The sequence below is a fragment of the Mycobacterium sp. 012931 genome (assembly GCF_000419295.1).
Lineage (GTDB): Bacteria > Actinomycetota > Actinomycetes > Mycobacteriales > Mycobacteriaceae > Mycobacterium > Mycobacterium marinum.
The window spans coordinates 2,096,588-2,114,380 of sequence record NZ_AOPX01000001.1 but is presented as its reverse complement, the minus strand read 5'-3'; the positions used below and the strand labels follow the sequence as shown (position 1 = coordinate 2,114,380).

At 63.6% G+C, this 17,793-nt stretch carries 15 protein-coding genes and 2 pseudogenes; 5 read left to right on the top strand and 12 right to left on the bottom strand.

The window, feature by feature from the left end:
* Window positions 1-38: 38 nt before the first annotated feature.
* Window positions 39-1,079 carry an NAD(P)-dependent alcohol dehydrogenase gene (locus MMSP_RS09590; RefSeq protein WP_020786465.1) on the top strand — a complete coding sequence of 347 codons (1,041 nt, stop codon included), beginning with the start codon at window positions 39-41 and terminating at the stop codon, window positions 1,077-1,079.
* Here MMSP_RS09590 and MMSP_RS09585 read toward each other — a convergent pair.
* Both MMSP_RS09585 and nrdF read right to left on the bottom strand, forming a co-directional pair.
* The gene (locus MMSP_RS09585; RefSeq protein WP_036426394.1) at window positions 1,068-1,451 is read right to left on the bottom strand and encodes a DUF3349 domain-containing protein; all 384 of its coding nucleotides are present in this window, start codon (window positions 1,449-1,451) and stop codon (window positions 1,068-1,070) included. The genes MMSP_RS09590 and MMSP_RS09585 overlap by 12 nt on opposite strands.
* Before the next feature lie 127 nt (window positions 1,452-1,578).
* Window positions 1,579-2,553 carry a class 1b ribonucleoside-diphosphate reductase subunit beta gene (nrdF, locus tag MMSP_RS09580; protein ID WP_020786463.1) on the bottom strand — a complete coding sequence of 325 codons (975 nt, stop codon included), beginning with the start codon at window positions 2,551-2,553 and terminating at the stop codon, window positions 1,579-1,581.
* Window positions 2,554-2,763: 210 nt separating this feature from the next.
* Here nrdF and MMSP_RS09575 point away from each other — a divergent pair, with 210 nt between their 5' ends.
* A complete protein-coding gene (locus tag MMSP_RS09575; protein WP_036426393.1) occupies window positions 2,764-3,210 on the top strand; it encodes an SRPBCC family protein in 447 nt (148 codons plus the stop codon).
* A complete protein-coding gene (locus MMSP_RS09570; protein ID WP_020786461.1) occupies window positions 3,194-3,733 on the top strand; it encodes a TetR/AcrR family transcriptional regulator in 540 nt (179 codons plus the stop codon). Before MMSP_RS09575 ends, MMSP_RS09570 begins: the two co-directional genes overlap by 17 nt.
* Here MMSP_RS09570 and MMSP_RS09565 read toward each other — a convergent pair.
* The 7 genes and pseudogenes from MMSP_RS09565 to MMSP_RS09535 form a co-directional block, all read right to left on the bottom strand.
* The gene (locus MMSP_RS09565) at window positions 3,723-5,273 is read right to left on the bottom strand and encodes an NAD(P)/FAD-dependent oxidoreductase (RefSeq protein WP_012393472.1); all 1,551 of its coding nucleotides are present in this window, start codon (window positions 5,271-5,273) and stop codon (window positions 3,723-3,725) included. The genes MMSP_RS09570 and MMSP_RS09565 overlap by 11 nt on opposite strands.
* Window positions 5,274-5,391: 118 nt before the next feature.
* Window positions 5,392-6,135: a TetR/AcrR family transcriptional regulator gene (locus MMSP_RS09560; RefSeq protein ID WP_015355078.1), complete on the bottom strand. Its 744-nt coding sequence runs from the start codon at window positions 6,133-6,135 to the stop codon at window positions 5,392-5,394.
* Window positions 6,136-6,249: 114 nt separating this feature from the next.
* A complete protein-coding gene (gene nrdE / locus MMSP_RS09555; protein WP_012393470.1) occupies window positions 6,250-8,415 on the bottom strand; it encodes a class 1b ribonucleoside-diphosphate reductase subunit alpha in 2,166 nt (721 codons plus the stop codon).
* Entirely contained in the window at window positions 8,385-8,843 is a 459-nt protein-coding gene (gene nrdI, locus MMSP_RS09550; RefSeq protein WP_020724596.1) for a class Ib ribonucleoside-diphosphate reductase assembly flavoprotein NrdI, read from the bottom strand. Before nrdI ends, nrdE begins: the two co-directional genes overlap by 31 nt.
* 46 nt (window positions 8,844-8,889) lie before the next feature.
* Complete coding sequence (locus MMSP_RS09545; protein ID WP_012393468.1) at window positions 8,890-9,129, bottom strand: redoxin NrdH; 240 nt, start codon at window positions 9,127-9,129, stop codon at window positions 8,890-8,892.
* 820 nt (window positions 9,130-9,949) lie between these two features.
* Window positions 9,950-11,976, bottom strand: a pseudogene (locus tag MMSP_RS25830) (PPE domain-containing protein); the annotation flags it as partial.
* 482 nt (window positions 11,977-12,458) lie between these two features.
* The gene (locus MMSP_RS09535; RefSeq protein WP_012393466.1) at window positions 12,459-13,016 is read right to left on the bottom strand and encodes an NAD(P)H-dependent oxidoreductase; all 558 of its coding nucleotides are present in this window, start codon (window positions 13,014-13,016) and stop codon (window positions 12,459-12,461) included.
* A gap of 90 nt (window positions 13,017-13,106) precedes the next feature.
* Between MMSP_RS09535 and MMSP_RS09530 the strand changes: the two are divergent.
* Window positions 13,107-13,706, top strand: a pseudogene (locus MMSP_RS09530) (TetR/AcrR family transcriptional regulator); the annotation flags it as partial.
* 43 nt (window positions 13,707-13,749) lie between these two features.
* Here the strand turns inward: MMSP_RS09530 and MMSP_RS09525 are convergent.
* Together MMSP_RS09525 and MMSP_RS09520 are read right to left on the bottom strand one after the other, a co-directional pair.
* Window positions 13,750-14,625: an SDR family oxidoreductase gene (locus MMSP_RS09525; RefSeq protein WP_020786455.1), complete on the bottom strand. Its 876-nt coding sequence runs from the start codon at window positions 14,623-14,625 to the stop codon at window positions 13,750-13,752.
* Window positions 14,626-14,697: 72 nt separating this feature from the next.
* Complete coding sequence (locus MMSP_RS09520) at window positions 14,698-15,348, bottom strand: TetR/AcrR family transcriptional regulator (protein ID WP_085981838.1); 651 nt, start codon at window positions 15,346-15,348, stop codon at window positions 14,698-14,700.
* A 113-nt stretch (window positions 15,349-15,461) separates the two neighbouring features.
* Between MMSP_RS09520 and MMSP_RS09515 the strand changes: the two genes are divergently transcribed.
* The gene (locus tag MMSP_RS09515) at window positions 15,462-16,940 is read left to right on the top strand and encodes a cytochrome P450 (RefSeq protein ID WP_020786454.1); all 1,479 of its coding nucleotides are present in this window, start codon (window positions 15,462-15,464) and stop codon (window positions 16,938-16,940) included.
* Between the two features lie 27 nt (window positions 16,941-16,967).
* Here the strand turns inward: MMSP_RS09515 and MMSP_RS09510 are convergent, their stop codons facing one another.
* A complete protein-coding gene (locus MMSP_RS09510) occupies window positions 16,968-17,498 on the bottom strand; it encodes a hypothetical protein (protein ID WP_020786453.1) in 531 nt (176 codons plus the stop codon).
* Between the last annotated feature and the right edge of the window lie 295 nt (window positions 17,499-17,793).

Here is a 17,793-nt window from a genome sequence, read left to right as displayed (position 1 = left end):
CAAAAAGCGATGCTCCCGAGGATTCGAAGAGGACTTCCATGAACACCGTCTCCGCATACGCCGCCCTGTCGGCCACCGAACCGCTGACCAAGACCACAATCACCCGTCGCGACCCCGGCCCGCACGATGTGGCAATCGACATCAAGTTCGCCGGCATCTGCCACTCCGACATCCACACCGTCAAAGCCGAGTGGGGCCAGCCGAACTACCCCGTGGTTCCGGGCCACGAGATCGCCGGCGTGGTGAGCGCGGTGGGTTCGCAGGTAACCAAGCACAAGGTGGGCGACCACGTCGGTGTCGGCTGCTTCGTGGACTCCTGCCGCGAGTGCAGCTGTTGCGAGCGCGGCATCGAGCAATACTGCAAGCGCGGCGCGACCTTCACGTACAACTCGGTCGGCAAAGACGGCCAACCGACGCAGGGCGGCTACAGCAAGGCGATCGTCGTCGACGAGAGTTACGTGCTGCGCATCCCCGACGCACTGCCGCTGGATGCGGCCGCCCCACTGTTGTGCGCGGGCATCACGCTGTTTTCACCGCTTCGGCACTGGAACGCCGGGCCGGGCAAGCGAATTGCGGTGATCGGCCTGGGCGGGCTCGGGCACATGGGCGTGAAGCTGGCCACCGCGATGGGCGCCGAGGTGACCGTGTTGTCGCAGTCACTCAAGAAAATGGAAGACGGGTTGCGGCTGGGCGCCAGCCACTACTACGCAACATCGGACCCGGACACCTTCCGCAAGCTGCGCGGCAGCTTCGATCTGATCCTGAACACCGTGTCGGCGAACCTGGACATGGGCCAGTACCTCAACTTGCTGGACGTGGACGGCACGCTGGTGGAGCTGGGCATCCCGGAGCACCCCATGGAGGTGCCGGCATTCGCGCTGGCGCTGATGCGGCGCAGCCTGTCCGGATCGAACATCGGCGGGATCACCGAGACCCAGGAGATGTTGGACTTCTGCGCCGAGCACGGCGTCACGCCCGAAATCGAGCTCATCGAGCCCGATTACATCAACAAAGCCTACGAGCGGGTGCTGGCCAGCGACGTGCGCTATCGATTCGTCATCGATACATCAAGCCTGTGACGAAAGCCCTTCGGGTGTCTCGGCGTCGCCATCCTCGGTCTCGCTGAGGTCGATGCCGGCCAGCGGCCAGCCGGCGGCGGCGAGCACGCCGGCTACCCGCTGGATGTTTTCCGGTCCCGCATCGTGGTGAGTCACGTCGGTAATGAATTCCGCAATCTCGTCGCGCTTGATCACCCCGTCGGCCGTCGCGGGTGAACCCTCCGCGGTGATATCGCGCACCACCTGCCGGATTTGGTCCTCGGTCAGCGGTGTGCTGCGCAACAACGCCAACAGGGGCACCCGATCGGGCCCCGGAACGCCGTCAGGGTAGCCCGCCTGCAGCCAACGAACCACTGAGCGGACGAACCGGGGGTGAGAAGACAAGGTTTTCATCACCCCACCAGTGTCACGGTAGGCGCCTCGCCGGCGCCACCGCGGGGTCCCGTCGTGCGCACAATTCACCGGCCGTTCACGGACCGCACGCATATGGCGGGGCCCGACTATGGCGCCTGGTGGCGCCCTAGAAGTCCCAGTCCTCGTCTTGAGTGACCACGGCCTTGCCGATCACGTAGCTCGACCCCGAGCCGGAGAAGAAGTCGTGGTTCTCGTCGGCATTGGGCGACAGCGCCGAAAGGATCGCCGGGTTCACGTCGGTCTCATCGCGCGGGAACAGGGCCTCGTAGCCGAGGTTCATCAACGCCTTGTTTGCGTTGTAGCGCAAGAACTTCTTGACATCCTCGGTCAGCCCGACCTCGTCGTAGAGATCCTGGGTGTACTCGACTTCGTTGTCATATAGCTCGAAGAGCAGCTCGTAGGTGTAGTCCTTGAGCTCGGTACGCCGGGCCTCGTCGGCGGCCGCAAGCCCGCGCTGGAACTTGTAGCCGATGTAGTAGCCGTGCACGGCCTCATCGCGGATGATCAGCCGGATCATGTCAGCCGTGTTGGTCAGCTTGGCCCGGCTCGACCAGTACATCGGCAGGTAGAAGCCCGAGTAGAACAGGAAGCTTTCCAGCAGCGTGGAGGCCACCTTGCGCTTGAGCGGGTCATCGCCCCGGTAGTACTCGAGCACGATCTCCGCCTTGCGCTGCAGGTTGGAGTTTTCCTCCGACCAGCGGAACGCGTCGTCAATCTCGGCGGTCGAGCACAGGGTGGAGAAAATCTGGCTGTAGCTCTTGGCGTGCACCGACTCCATGAACGCGATGTTGGTCAGCACCGCCTCCTCGTGGGGAGTCAGCGCGTCGGGGATCAAGCTGACCGCACCCACGGTGCCCTGAATCGTGTCCAGCATCGTCAGACCCGTGAACACCCGCATGGTCAGCTGCTTTTCACCGGCGGTCAGCGTGCCCCAGGAGGGGATGTCGTTGGATACCGGGACCTTCTCTGGCAGCCAGAAGTTGCCGGTCAACCGGTCCCAGACCTCGGCGTCTTTATCGTCTTCAACGCGGTTCCAGTTGATCGCGGAGACGCGGTCGATCAGCTTTGCATTTCCAGTCACCGGAACTCCACTCCTCCAGGGCGATTGGGCCAAATTGGGACGAATTGGCCAGCGCGTTGCTTAGGCCACAAACACTACCCGTAGGGGCCGACAAGGCAGCGCAACACAAGAAGTTGTGTTTGCGTGTCGCCAACCAAGCGGCCCGGAATCCAGGGCAGCCGCGCTACCAGGGCCTATCCAGAAGCCGATCAATCATGTACCGTTTGGTACATGATTACCGAACACAGTGTCGAAATCGATGCGCCACCAGAAACCGTCTGGGCGGTTTTCAGCGATGTTGAACGCTGGCCCGAATGGACCGCCTCGGTGACCTCGCTGGCCGCACCGGATGGGCCCGGCCTCGCCGTGGGCAAACGGTTCGCGATCAAGCAACCGAGGATGACCAAACTCGTCTGGAAGGTCACCGAGATCGATCCGGGCGTCTCGTGGACATGGGAACAGCGCGGCCCCGGTGCCCTGGCCTACGCACGCCACGACGTCACCCCCCTGCCCGGCGGCCGGACGCTGGTGCGCCAGCAAATCGACCAGCGCGGCGCATTCGGCTCCGTGGTCGGCCGGCTGATGACCAGCATGACCAAGCGCTACCTCGACATGGAGGCCAGCGGCCTGAAGAGCAGAGCCGAGCAACTCGGGCGTGCCCGTGGCGCGCACGCCTGACCTACAGCGGCGCAGACAGCTACTGGACGCTCTGGTCGAGGACTTCGCCACGCACGGGGTCGGCGACCGATCGCTGCGCGACGTTGCGGCGGCGGTCGGCACAAGCCATCGAATGCTGCTGCACCACTTTGGATCTCGAGACAATCTACTGGTGGCCGTGGTCGAAGAGGTCGAGCGTCGACAGATGAGTCTGTTGCCCGAATTGCCGACCAGCCCGGCGGAAAGTTTCACCGCGATGTGGGCCGATGTGCGTCGGCCCGAGCTGCGCCAGCTCGAGCGTCTGTTCTTCGAGTGTTACTCCCGCGCCGCGCAGGGCGAAAAGCGATTCGCTCAGATGGTTCCCCGCGCGGTCTACGGCTGGCTGGCCGAGGCCAACGCCGTCACCGAGGGGTCGGCCGATCCCGCGCTGGTACGACTCGGGCTGGCGGTCATCCGTGGCCTGTTGCTCGACCTCGTTGCCACCGACGACGACGCCGGCGTGGACGCGGCCGCACGGGCCTTCGCCCAACTACTCAGCCGTTGACCGAGCTCTTAGCGCCGGCCTTGAAGAATTGATACTCCTCGGGTTTGACCGACCGAGTGGCCAGCCAGTACTGCCAGGTGTAGCCACACCAGAGCACGGTGTTGCGCCCGTGCTCATCGAGATACCAGCTGCTGCATCCGCCGCTGTTCCACACCGAGCCCGCCAGCCTGCGTTGCAGCTCCTCGTTGAAACGATCCTGCGCAGCCCGAGTGGGAGCCAGCGCTTGGGCACCCCGCTTGTCGCACTTGGCGATCGCATCGGCGACGTAGTGGATCTGCGATTCGATCATGAAGACCACCGAATTGTGCCCCAATCCGGTGTTCGGGCCGAGCAGGAAAAACAGGTTGGGGACATCGGCGACGGCGATGCCGCGGTGAGCGCCGATGCCCTCCCGGTTCCACCGGTCGACCAGGTCCTCGCCGTGCTGCCCCTTGATCTGAACGTAGGTATAGGAGTCGGTGACGTGAAACCCGGTGGCGTACACGATCACGTCGGCCTGATGTTCGACACCGTCGGCGGTCACGATGCCATTGCGGGTGATTCGCGCGATGCGGTCGGTGATCAGGCGCGTCTTCGGGTTCGCAACGGCCGGGTAGTAGCTCGACGAGTTCAGGATTCGCTTACAGCCGATGCGGTAATGCGGGGTGAGTTTGCGGCGCAGCTCACGATCCTTCACCGAGCGGCGGATGTTGTACTTGGCATAGGCCTCACCGACTTTGAGCACATTCGGCCGCTTGGTCATGCCGAAGGCCAACGCCTCCTGCGCCCAGTAGATCCCCAGGCGCGCCAGTGCGCGCAGCCCTGGAACGTTCTCCATGGCCCGGCGCAGCGCCGGCGGAATCTCCGGATTGGAGCGCGGTACCACCCACGGCGGGGTGCGCTGGTAGAGCTGCAGTTCGCCGACCTGCTCGACGATCTCGGGAACGATCTGGATCGCGCTGGCGCCGGTGCCGATGATCGCCACCCGCTTGCCGGTCAGATCCACGCTGTGGTCCCACTCGGCTGAATGGAACGCCGGTCCCGCGAATTCTTCGCGGCCCTCGATCTCGGGCAAGGAAGGAATGTGCAGCGCACCGGCCCCCGAGATGAGGAACTGGGCGACATATTCGCGCCCATCGCTGGTGAACACATGCCAACGGCACTCTTCGTCATCCCAATAGGCGCGGTCGACCAGGGAGTTGAACTCGACGTAGCGGCGCAGCCCGTATTTCTCGGTAACCCCTTTGAGGTAGTCCCAGATCTCGGGTTGATAGGAGAACGGGTTGCGCCAGTCCGGCTTGGGCTCGAACGAGAACGAGTACAGGTGTGAAGGGATATCGCAGGCACAACCTGGATAGCTGTTGTCACGCCAGGTTCCACCCACGTCATCGGATTTCTCCAAGATGACGAAGTCAACGCCTTGTTTTTGGAGCGCGATGGCCATGCCGAGACCGGAGAACCCGGTGCCGATGATGACCGCGCGGGTCTTGACTGGCGGTGTGGGCGCCTGCGGTTCCCCGGATGCTGTTGTTTCTGTGCTGGGGATCACGACATCGGTCATGGCGGTCTTTCCTGTTGTGTGAGTACGCGCAGTTACGACGATAGGCGTCTACCTGAACGCGAATACCCGGTACCCCCGGTATCGGATAACACGAGTGTTATCGATAGCCGCAACGATGTCAACGGCGGTCGGCAGTCGGCGCAGGTACCGCGTCGTGAATCGGCTTGTCGGGGTCCATCGCAATGCCGAGCGCTTCCGCGGTGCCCACGATGACGCCCATCATGATCGTGGTCAGATGCGCGACGAACTGATCGTGCGGCATGCGCCGCGGACTGTCCGGTTCCGGCCCCAACCACCATTCGGTGGCCGACGCCGCCGACCCGAAGGCGGCGAAGGCGGCGAGTTCGAAGGCCGCACGGTTCAGCTCCATCTCGCGCAGCTCGTTGTTGAACATCTCCGCGAAGGTCAGCGTGATCTCTCGGCCTTCGTTGAGGGTCCGCACCGTCGCCTCGGATTGGGTCGCGAAGCGACCCTGGATGAACACGCGCAGCACGTTGGGATGTTTGTCGACCAGGCTGACGTACTCTTCGACACTGCGCCGGATCACCTCGCGGGCCGAGTCGGTGGCCAGGTTGATCGACGGGAAGATCGACGTCCACAACATGTCGCGCAGACGCTCCCTGATCGCGACGAAGAGATCGGACTTGTCGGTGAAGTGCCGGTAGATCTTGGGCTTGGCGGTGCCGGCTTCCTCAGCGATTTCGCGGACACTGAGTTCGGGCCCCAACCGGTCGATGGCGCGAAAGGCCGCTTCGACGATCTCGTTGCGGACCTTCTTGCGGTGCTCGCGCCACCGTTCACTGCGTGCGTCAACTTTCACCCCCGCGTCTGCATTGGGGTGGGCTCGGCTTATTCTCCGCACGTCAAATACCTTACCGTGTAGCAGTTGCTGACCTGGGCAGACATGACATGCCGCCAGGGCGGATCGCGCGGCTCGAGACGCCTCGAACCCGCGGTCGACTTACCTTCTGCGGGCCTAGAGCATGCAGGACACGCAGCCGGCGACCTCGGTTCCCTCCAGCGCCATCTGCCGCAGCCTGATGTAGTACAGGGTTTTGATCCCTTTGCGCCAGGCGTAAATCTGCGCCTTGTTGACGTCGCGGGTGGTGGCGGTGTCCTTGAAGAACAACGTCAACGAAAGCCCTTGGTCCACATGCTCAGTGGCGGCCGCATAGGTGTCGATGATCTTCTCGTAGCCGATTTCATAGGCATCCTGGTAGTAGTCCAGGTTCTCGTTGGTCATGTAGGGCGCCGGGTAGTAGACGCGACCGATCTTGCCTTCTTTGCGGATCTCGACCTTGGAGACGATGGGGTGGATCGACGAGGTCGAGTGGTTGATGTAGGAAATCGACCCGGTCGGCGGCACCGCTTGCAGGTTCTGGTTGTAGATGCCGTGAGCTTGCACGGACTCCTTCAACCGCTGCCAGTCGTCCTGGTTGGGAATGCGGATGCCCGCGTCGGCGAAGAGCTGGCGCACCTTCTCGGTTTTCGGCTCCCAAACCCGTTCGGTGTACTTGTCGAAGAACTCCCCCGATGCGTACTTGGATTGGTCGAAACCCTTGAAGCGCGTGCCGCGTTCGACCGCGATTCGGTTGGACGCCCGCAGCGCGTGGTAGAGCACCGCATAGAAGTAGATGTTGGTGAAGTCAACGCCTTCTTCGGAGCCGTAGAAGATGTGTTCGCGGGCCAGGTAGCCGTGCAGATTCATCTGTCCCAGACCGATGGCGTGGGAGTCGTTGTTCCCCTGCTCGATTGAGGGCACCGAGGTGATGTGCGTCTGGTCGCTGACCGCCGTCAGCGCCCGGATCGCCACCTCGATGGTCTGGGCGAAGTCCGGGGAATCCATGGTCCTGGCGATGTTCAGTGAGCCCAGGTTGCAGGAAATGTCCTTGCCCACCTTGGCGTACGACAAGTCGTCGTTGAACAACGACGGCGTGGACACCTGCAGGATCTCCGAGCACAGGTTGCTGTGGGTGATCTTGCCCTCAATGGGGTTGGCCCGGTTCACCGTGTCTTCGAACATGATGTAGGGGTAGCCGGACTCGAACTGCAGCTCGGCCAGCGTCTGAAAGAACTCTCGCGCTTTGATCTTGGTCTTGCGGATGCGCGAGTCGTCGACCATCTCGTAGTACTTCTCGGTCACCGAGATGTCGGCGAACGGCACACCGTAGACGCGTTCGACGTCGTAGGGCGAGAAGAGGTACATGTCGTCGTTGCGCTTGGCCAACTCGAAGGTGATGTCCGGGATCACCACCCCCAGGCTCAGGGTCTTGATCCGGATCTTCTCGTCGGCGTTCTCGCGCTTGGTGTCCAGGAAGCGGTAGATGTCGGGATGGTGCGCGTGCAGGTACACCGCGCCGGCACCCTGACGCGCCCCCAACTGATTGGCGTAGGAGAACGAGTCCTCGAGCAGCTTCATGATCGGGATGACGCCCGACGACTGATTCTCGATGTTTTTGATCGGCGCACCATGCTCGCGGATGTTGGTCAGCAGCAGCGCTACTCCCCCACCCCGCTTGGACAGCTGCAACGCGGAGTTGATCGATCGTCCGATCGACTCCATGTTGTCCTCGATGCGCAGCAGAAAGCAGCTCACCGGCTCGCCGCGCTGCTTCTTGCCGGAGTTCAAAAAGGTCGGCGTGGCCGGCTGGAACCGACCGTCGATGATTTCGTCGACGAGCTTCTCGGCCAACGTCGCGTCACCGGAGGCCAGCGTCAGCGCCACCATGACCACGCGGTCCTCGAAGCGTTCCAGGTAGCGCTTGCCGTCGAAGGTCTTCAACGTGTAGGAGGTGTAGTACTTGAACGCCCCCAAGAACGTCGGGAACCGGAACTTCTTTGCATAGGCGCGATCGAGCAGCGTCTTGACGAAGTTGCGCGAGTACTGATCGAGCACCTCACGCTCGTAGTAGTTCTCGCGGATCAGATAGTCGAGCTTCTCGTCCTGGTTATGGAAGAAGACCGTGTTCTGGTTGACGTGCTGCAGGAAAAACTGACGTGCGGCAAGAACGTCCCTGTCGAACTGAATCTTGCCGTCCGCGTCGTACAGATTCAGCATCGCGTTGAGCGCGTGGTAGTCCGTTTCCCCCGGCAGCGCGTGCGCGCTGGTGGTTACAGGCTCTGCAGTGACGGTTGGTGACACGTCTGTTCCTTCCAGAAATCGGCAAGTCCCGCGCGGACGGCGGCGACGTCGTCCGCGGTACCCATCAGTTCGAAGCGGTAGAGATACGGAACACCGCATTTGCGGGACACCACGTTGCCCGCATAGGCGAATTCGGCACCGAAGTTGTTGTTGCCGGCGGCGATCACGCCCCGGATCAGCGACCGGTTGTGTTCGTTGTTCAAAAAGGCGATGACCTGTTTGGGGACATAGCCGCCGGCATTGGAGCCCAGATCGAGGTCCGGGTTAGCCCGGCCGCCCCCGTAGGTGGGCAGTATCAGCACGTACGGCTCGTCGACCTCGATACGGCCGTGCAGGGGTATCCGCGTGGCGGGAAGACCTAGCTTCTGCACGAAGCGGTGGGTGTTCTCCGAGACGCTGGAGAAATAGACCAGGTTGCACGGCTCCACCACAGCCTCCTTCGCTATCGTCTGCCCCGCTGTGCGCTCGGCGCCGCTATGCGCTCAGCGCCGACTTGGCGAGCGCCTTGATGCGGTCGGGCCGAAAACCGGACCAGTGGTCGTCGCCGGCCACCACGACGGGCGCCTGCAGGTAGCCCAGCGCCATCACGTAGTCGCGCGCCTCCGGGTCCAGGCTGATGTCGACCTTGTCGTAGTCGATGCCCTGCTTGTCCAGCGCCTTGTAGGTGGCGCTGCACTGGACGCATGCGGGCTTGGTGTACACGGTGATGGTCATGGGTGTACCGCTCCTTTGCGGAAGTCGGGGAGTCTGGCCTGTTGGGACTGGCAACGATTTGGGTTGTGCATCTTCGCTATGTTTCAGCGGCCCGGCAAGCCCCCAGATTCCCGTTGCGCGGCCGCCATGTCCGTCGACCTGGCGATGCCGATCCCGGGAAGTTCCTCGAATCCCGTGAATCTGCCGGGAACCGGTGAACCTGGGTTCTGTCGGTCCTCGAAACACTACACCTAGGGGGTGACAACGAGAAGAGATACAAGATGTTCGGAATGACATTTTTGAAATTCCCTGGTCGTGAGGCTGTGTCGGACGTCGGCACGGCGTGTCGCAGATCACAAATCCGCCGGCCGCGTCGTCCACGAATGGTGTACCACCGACCACCGACAGCGGCGCGGTCCAGTCGCACCGATCCGACCAGCAGCAAACGCGCCGATGTGCCGTCCGGCGGCGCTGCGCTCGTAGCCCCTGGCGCCCGGGCCACCGGCGCAAACGCCGGCCGCGCTACGTGCGACTAGGGACCGGTCCCCCTGAAGAAGAAGCCGGAGAGTCTGGTTCCGGCGTTGGCGACCCCGGAGACGAAGGCCGGCGTCACCGAGCCCGTGTTGCCGAACCCGGAGATAGTACTGCCCAGGTTCAAGATGCCCGACTGCAGTGCGCCGACATTGAGTAGGCCGGAGCTGCCCGCACCGGTAACCGAGGCGAAGTTCAGGAAGCCTGAATTGCCGACGCCGTAGTTGCCCACCCCGGACTCGCTGCCCTCCCCCGAGTTGAGCAGACCAGACGATGGGTTGGTGGTCGAGTTGAAGAAGCCCGGAGTCCCGTCGATCAGACCTTGGTGGTCGCCATCGACGAAGAAGCCGTTGCTGTAGTTGCCGGAAATGAACGCGCCGGTGTTGACGTCGCCGCTGTTGGCCAGGCCGGTGTTGTAGTCGCCCGAGTTGAGGTAACCGGTGTTGTGATCACCGGAGTTGAAGCTGCCGGTGTTGGTGCTGCCCGTGTTGAAGCCGCCGGAGTTGTAGTTGCCCGCGTTGCCCACACCGGTGTTGACCAGGCCCGTGTTGAACAGGCCGGTGTTGGTGGCGCCCGCGTTGCCGATGCCGGTGTTGTAGTTCCCGGAGTTGCCGATCCCGAAGCTGCCGGTGCCCGAGTTGAACAACCCGATGTTGCCGGTGCCCGAGTTGAACAACCCGATGTTGCCGGTGCCCGAGTTGAACAACCCGATGTTGCCGGTGCCCGAGTTCAGCGCCCCGAACCCGACCTGCCCATCCCCACTGAGCCCAATCCCGATGTTGTTGCTGCCCGTATTGGCGAAACCGAAATTGTTGAAGCCGGCGTTGCCCACACCCACGTTGTGGTCACCCGCATTGCCGAAACCAACATTCGAGTCACCCAGGTTCCCCAGGCCGATGTTGTAGTCACCCAGGTTGCCCGGACCGATGTTGTGGTCGCCCAGGTTCCCGAAGCCAAGGTTGAGGCTGCCCACATTGCCGCCAGGGTCTGCGGGATGGTGATCGGGCCCAGATACAGCAAGTCGATTCCGATCACGGTGACCGATTGCCGGGGAATGACAAAGCTTGCAATGGACCTGGGTCCGATGTCTTCGGTAAACGGTATGTCCAGACTATAAGTCTCGTTGATATTGATCGGAATCGCTGGGATCGTGACCGAGTAAGAAATTCCGGTGCCCTGGTGGTCGCCGCGCCAGAAGGCGCCGTTGCTGTAATTGCCGGAGATGAACGCGCCGGTGTTGACGTCGCCGCTGTTGGCCAGACCGGTGTTGTAGTTACCCGGGTTGAGGTAGCCGGTGTTGTAGTCACCGGAGTTGCCGATCCCGAAGTTGCCCGTCCCCGAATTGAACAACTCGATGTTGTCGGTGCCGGAGTTGAACAGCCCGATGTTGCCGGTGCCCGAGTTCAGCGCCCCGATCCCGACCTGCCCATCCCCGCTGAGCCCAATCCCGATGTTGTTGCTGCCGGTATTGGCGAAACCGAAATTGTTGAAGCCGGCGTTGCCCACACCCACGTTGTGGTCACCCGCATTGCCGAAACCAACACTGGAATCACCCAGGTTGCCCAGGCCGATGTTGTAGTCACCCAGGTTGCCCGGACCGATGTTGCAGCTGCCGCGGTTGCCCGAGCCCACATTGATGCCGCCGATATTGCCGCTACCGACGTTGCCGGAACCGATATTGCCCAAGCCCAGATTGAAATCGCCGATATTTGCCGCGCCCACATTTCCCTGGCCGGCGTTTGCGAAGCCCACATTGAAGCTGATCGACCTGGCGACCGAACCAAGGGCCGCGGCGGGAGCCGCCAGGCCCGCCAGGGTTTGGGTTGGCCAGCTCAACGGGGTCAGCGCGGCGGCAACCGACGAGGCCCCGGCATGGTAATCAAGCATCGCCACCACGTCCTGGGCCCACATCTGCTCATACTGAGCTTCAGCGGTTGCGATGGCCGGGGCGTTTTGCCCGAACAGGTTGGAGCCAACCAACGACACGAGCTGAGCACGGTTGGCAGCCACCAGCCCCGGCTGGACCGTCACAGCCCGCGCGGCCTCGAACACTTGCGCCGCGGTTTTGGCCTGTTCGGCCGCCTGTTCGGCGTGCGCCCCGGACGCACTCAGCCATCCGACATAGGAAGCGGCCACGTCCGACATCACCGCCGCCGCCGGCCCCCGCCACGAATTGCCCGTCAGGCCCGATGTCACCGCCAAGAACGCTGCTGCCGCCGAGCGCAACTCGGCGGCCAACCCGGTCCAGGCGGTCGCAGCAGCCAGCACCGGCCCGGGCCCCGCGCCGCTAAATAATCGCGCCGAGTTGATCTCCGGCGGCAGCACCGCAAAATTCATTCGTCACCCGGTCCGTGGTCGACCGGAACCATCCCAGTGGCCAGACTAATCGCGTTGCGTCGATCCGAGGCGCTCTTGCGCGTAGCCCGCCGCGCCACCTCGGCCGGCGACCAAAGCCGTGATGCAAGTGGCCACCTGCCGCTAACCGCTTTGCTGGCCGCGCATCTCAAGCCCCCGCCTCCTCACAATCGCTCCAGTCTCAACCCGGCAGCTGCCGAGCCGGAGGTGGTTTGCGGAGGACTCTACGACAGGCCGTGCGCGGATGGTGAATATCCGCGAAGCCGCCTCTGGACGACTTCCAGAAACCACCCCTGGGAGCAATCTTGCCACACCCAAAAGAGGTCACCTGACACAATCATTCACATTGGCTGCGGCAGGCAAAGTGGCTAGCACACAATAGAATCCGATTCTAGAGCGCGGCTCGGTCGGTGGGGTGCGAGTCGGCGTTCGGGCCCAGTCCGCTAATACCACCGACCGCCAGGTCAGCCGACTTCGGCCGCGAGCTTGGCAATGATGTCACGTACGTTCGCCGTTAGCTCGGAGTTGTCTGCGGGCGGGTTTCCCTCCAGCGTCAGGAACGGCACCGAGAGTTTGATCGCGTCGCTGACGCGAGCACCGGCGATGCCAAATGATTTGCGGGTGTCGTCATGTGCCCATACCCCGCCGTACCGGCCGAAGGCCCCTCCGATGACCGCCAATGGCTTGTCCTTCAACGCGCCGTCGCCGAACGGCCGGGACAGCCAGTCGATCGCATTCTTGATGACTGCGGGGATGCTGCCGTTGTATTCCGGCGTGACCACCAGCGCGGCATCGGACTGCGCGGCCACCTCGCGTAACGCGGATACCGGCGCGGGCACCTGGTCGGGCGTATCGATGTCTTCGTTGTAGAAGGGCAAGTCCCCCAGGCCTTCGAAGACCGTGACGCTGACGCCGTCGGGTGCAACGTCGGCCGCGAGTTGAGCGATCTGGCGGTTGATAGACGCCACACGCAGGCTGCCCACTAGCGCCAAGACTTTGATGTCGGACGTTGTCTGTGCCACTGGCCCGTTCCCTTCACTGGTTGGTCTTCATTGTTGCAATATCTAAACGGACTATGGTCCGATTTATTCCAACCAAGCTACAGTGCTGGGGTGAGCGGCGTCGAGGGGCTGGGAGAGCTGCCCGTATCCGCTCGCCAGGAACGCGGTGACGCGGCGCGCAATCGTGAGCTGTTGCTGCAAGCGGCACGCCGCCTGGTCGCCAAGCGCGGCGCGGAAGCCGTCACCACCGATGACATCGCCGCCGAGGCGGGCGTCGGCAAGGGCACCCTGTTTCGCCGGTTCGGCAGTCGCGCCGGCCTGATGATGGTGCTGCTCGACGAAGACGAGCGCGCCAGTCAGCAGGCGTTCCTGTTCGGTCCGCCACCGCTGGGCCCCGAGGCCGCACCACTGGACCGCCTCATCGCGTTCGGTCGCGAGCGGATCTGCTTCGTTCACGCTCACCACGAGCTGCTCTCGGAAGCCAATCGCAATCCGCTGACCCGCTACGGCGCGGCGGCCTCGGTGCACCGTAGACACGTGCGGGTGCTCTTGGAGTCGGCAGACACCACGGGTGATCTTGATGTCCAAACCGATGCCCTGCTGGCCCTACTCGACGTCGACTATGTCGAACATCAGCTCAACGATCGCGGCCACACCCTGCGCACGCTCGGTGACGCATGGGAGGACCTGGCTCGCAAGCTGTGCGGCCGATGTCCAGCGGCTCAGCATTGCGACGCAGGCTCGCGACGACAGGTCACTCGCGCTGCGGCAGGGCCACCGGTTTGGGTTTGAGCGCGCGCGTGAAGATCACGTTGACCTGGCGCATCGCCACGCTGTACGGCCACCATGCGAGCCGCTTGAACGCGTAAAGCGCGCGGATATCAGCCGAGGTGTAGACCAGATACCTGTTTCTGGCGACCCCGGCCAGGATCTTCTCGGCGGCCTTTTCCGGCGAAACGGCATGGCCGCTGAAGCGGTTCACCCAGCGGTTCACCTGCGGGTCTTCGCGGTCGACGCCGGCGATTTCGACCGTATCGACCAATGGGGTGTCCACCGCACCCGGCACCACGACCGACACACCGATCCGATGGCGCGCCAGGTCGAAGCGCAGCACTTCAGACAGTCCGCGCAGACCGTACTTGCTGGCGCTGTAGGCGGCGTGCCAGGGCAGCGCGACCAGCCCCGCCGCCGAGGACACGTTGACCAAATGCCCGCCCCGACCAGCCGCAACCATCGGCGGGACGAAAGTCTCGATCACATGGATCGGACCCATCAGATTGACGGCGACCATCTTGCTCCAGTGTTCGTGTGACAGCCGGTCCACGGTCCCCCACGTCGAAATGCCGGCGATGTTGAGCACCACGTCCATGCTGGGGTGGCTGGCGTGGATGTCGGCCGCGAAGGCGGCCACCTCGTCGTAGTCGGAGATATCCAGAACGCGATGCTCGGGCACCTGCGCACCGAGCGCGCGGGCCGCCGACACGGTCTGCGCCAAACCGTCACCGTCGCGATCGGTCAAATACAGTTCGGCGCCCTGCTCAGCAAGCCGCAAAGCGGTAGCGCGGCCGATACCGCTGGCCGCCCCCGTGACAAGACACCGCTTTCCCGCGAAATACCGCCGCTGCGCCATGGCGGTGACGATACCGGCGGTAACGGCGCGCGCCGCTCGGCCCAGACCACCGGGATCCTTCCGACCGCCCCGTCAGGTCCGGATCGGACCACCCCAGAGCGCGTTGAGCCACATCTGCTCGAGCACCCGCACCCTGCGCTCCAAGTCACTGTCGCGACCCACCAACAGCGCGTCCCCGGTCAACATCAGTGCGGTGGTGGCCGTCAGCGTGCGAATCAGCGTCGGCAGGTCTTCACTGATCGGGTTCGCGGTGCCGGCCCGCATCTCGGCATCGATGACACCGACAATTTCGCGCAACACCACGTCGAATTGCTGATCGAGAATGTCGCGAATCTCAATGTCGGTGTGTCTCGCGGCATTGCAGGCCATCATCACCGGGTCGTTGTGCGTGTAGACGATCGCCGCACTACCAACCATCCGCTTGGCGAACTCCTGCGGCGACTCACCGGGCTGGCGGGGCGCAAAATACTGCGTGCGCTCTTCGAGTTCCTCAACCGCCTCCGCCATGAGCTGCGCGAGCACCGAGTACTTGGAATCGAAATAGAAGTAGAAGCCTGAGCGGGCCACGCCGGCGCGGTTACTGATCGTGGCGACCGACAACTCCGCGAACGGCCGCTCCTCGAGGAGTTCGCGCAACGCCTGCAAGATCGCCTGTCGCTGCTTGTCGCCTCGTCGTCGCAACGTCGGCCCACGCTGCTTCTCATCGGCGGCCTGGCCGTTCACCATTCGATCACCCTCCGACCATGCACCAAGCCGCACGAAAAGGAAACTTGACAGCCGTCAAGTTCGTCCTGAGGATAGGTGGAAGTGACGGCTGCCACAACGAAGGAGCGCCAGTGGCCACTATCAGTACCCCGGCATACCTCCTCGGCCAAGCCCAGCGTCGGCTGACCCCGTCGTTCAACAATTTCCCCGGCATGGGCATGGTCGAGCGCTGGCTACTCAAGACGCAATTTCCCGAAACCACGCTCGCCGATCCCCCACCGGGCAGTGACCTCAAGCCGGTTGTCGGTGATGCAGGATTGCCCATCCTGGGGCACCTCATCGAGATGTTGCGCGGCGGACCCGACTACTTGATGTTCCTGTACCGAACCAAGGGCCCGGTCGTATTCGGCGACTCGCCGGTGCTGCCGGCCGTCGTCGCCCTGGGGCCCGACGCCGCCCAGGTCATCTACTCCAACCGCAACAAGGACTATTCGCAACAAGGCTGGGTCCCGGTGATCGGGCCGTTCTTTCGCCGCGGGCTGATGCTGCTGGACTTCGAAGAACACATGTTCCACCGCCGGATCATGCAGGAGGCATTCGTCCGGTCCCGGCTGGTTGGCTACGTCGAGCACATGGACGAGGTGGCATCGCGAGCCATCGCCGGAGAGTGGGCCACCAACGACGCGCGCTTCCTGCTCTATCCCGCGATGAAGAAGCTGACCCTTGACATCGCGTCCATGGTCTTCATGGGCCACGAACCGGGCACCGACCACGAGCTGGTGACCAAGGTGAACCGGGCGTTCACCACGACGACCCGCGCGGGCAACGCGGTGATCCGCACCAGCGTGCCACCGTTCACCTGGTGGCGAGGGATACGGGCGAGGCAGCTTCTGGAAAACTACTTCGCCGCCCGGGTCACCGAACGGCGCGGCCAGGAGGGCAACGACCTACTCACGGTGCTGTGCCATACCGCCGACGAGGACGGCAACCGGTTCTCCGACCAGGACATCGTCAACCACATGATCTTCTTGATGATGGCGGCCCATGACACGTCGACGTCGACGGCCACGACGATGGCCTACCACCTGGCCGCCCATCCGGAGTGGCAGCAGCGCTGCCGGGACGAATCGGACCGCCTCGGTGACGGACCACTCGACATCGAGGCGCTGGAAAAGCTGGAGTCCCTCGATCTGGTGATGAACGAGTCGATCCGCTTGGTGACCCCGGTCCAATGGGCGATGCGGCAGACCGTGCGGGATACGGAGCTGCTGGGCTACTACCTACCCAAAGGCACCAACGTCATCGCATACCCGGGGATGAACCATCGCCTGCCCGAATTCTGGACGGATCCAATGACATTCGACCCGGATCGGTTCGCCGAGCCGCGCAACGAACACAAGCGGCACCGCTACGCGTTCACACCGTTTGGCGGCGGCGCGCACAAATGCCTCGGCATGGTGTTCGGTCAATTGGAGATCAAGACGATCCTGCACCGATTGCTGCGCCGCTACCGCCTGGAGCTCGCCCGGCCGGACTACCGTGCGTGCTGGGACTACGGAGGTATGCCCGTCCCCAAGGACGGGATGCCGATCGTGTTGCGTCCGCTCTGATCACCCGCCCACCAGCCGAGCCGGACATCAGTCGAGCAGCCGGTTGGCGCAGGCGATCAGCGCACGCAGCGCGGATTGAGTCGGGTCCTGCGACCAGCCCATAGCCCACTGGGAGCGCACCCCGTTGGTTCCGCAGATGAACGTCGCGGTGTGTGGGCCGGATTGCACCTGATGGAATTTCAGCGTCTCGACCATGATCGCGCGGTCGTGCAGCATCGCGGTCAGGGCCGCCATCGGGCCGCCCGCGGCGGCAGTCGAGGTGCTCATCTGATCCCCGACGGCGATCATCGCGCGGAAGCTGCGGGCCTGCGGCCCCAGCCGCCCGGATGGCCGATCCGCGTCGGTGCACTCCCAGTGCCCCAACCGGACCGGACCGCCGGTGCGACCATAGGTCGCGACAAAGCGATCCCATGACATCGTGGCGGCCTGCTCGCGCAGTCCGCGCGGCAAATCGACGCCGAAGATTCCCGCGAAATGTGCTCGCGCGCCGGGCTTGCGCGCCGAACCGTCGATCGGTTCGGGGTCGAGGTCCAGATCGAAAGTGTTGAGCAGAGTCATGGTGGCGGTCTTCTCTGATTCGCAGGAACGACCGACGGCAGTAGCTTCCGACCCACAGCGGGGGGTCGGTCTGGATCAGACCCCGCTGCGGGTGCTGGCTACTACGGCACACTCGAGAAGACGCACGAACGGTGACACTAGACGGGGTCGGCGACCGGCGCAAGCGGGTTTTGTCTGCAGCGGCCGCGCGCTGGCGCAACCGGGCCGCCCAAAGATCCGAAAACCGCTCGCGTCGCCAAACGATGGCGTTAGCATCGGCTTGCGCTACAAATCGCAGGTTGTGGGGATTGGGGCT

Bases quoted from the DNA above. Each gene is read 5' to 3' on its own strand.
- MMSP_RS09590 (WP_020786465.1), top strand. From the start codon at position 39: ATGAACACCGTCTCCGCATACGCCGCCCTGTCGGCCACCGAACCGCTG.
- MMSP_RS09585 (WP_036426394.1), bottom strand. From the start codon at position 1,451: ATGAAAACCTTGTCTTCTCACCCCCGGTTCGTCCGCTCAGTGGTTCGT.
- MMSP_RS09575 (WP_036426393.1), top strand. From the start codon at position 2,764: ATGATTACCGAACACAGTGTCGAAATCGATGCGCCACCAGAAACCGTC.
- MMSP_RS09565 (WP_012393472.1), bottom strand. From the start codon at position 5,273: ATGACCGATGTCGTGATCCCCAGCACAGAAACAACAGCATCCGGGGAA.
- MMSP_RS09545 (WP_012393468.1), bottom strand. From the start codon at position 9,129: ATGACCATCACCGTGTACACCAAGCCCGCATGCGTCCAGTGCAGCGCC.
- MMSP_RS09525 (WP_020786455.1), bottom strand. From the start codon at position 14,625: ATGGCGCAGCGGCGGTATTTCGCGGGAAAGCGGTGTCTTGTCACGGGG.
- MMSP_RS09510 (WP_020786453.1), bottom strand. From the start codon at position 17,498: ATGACTCTGCTCAACACTTTCGATCTGGACCTCGACCCCGAACCGATC.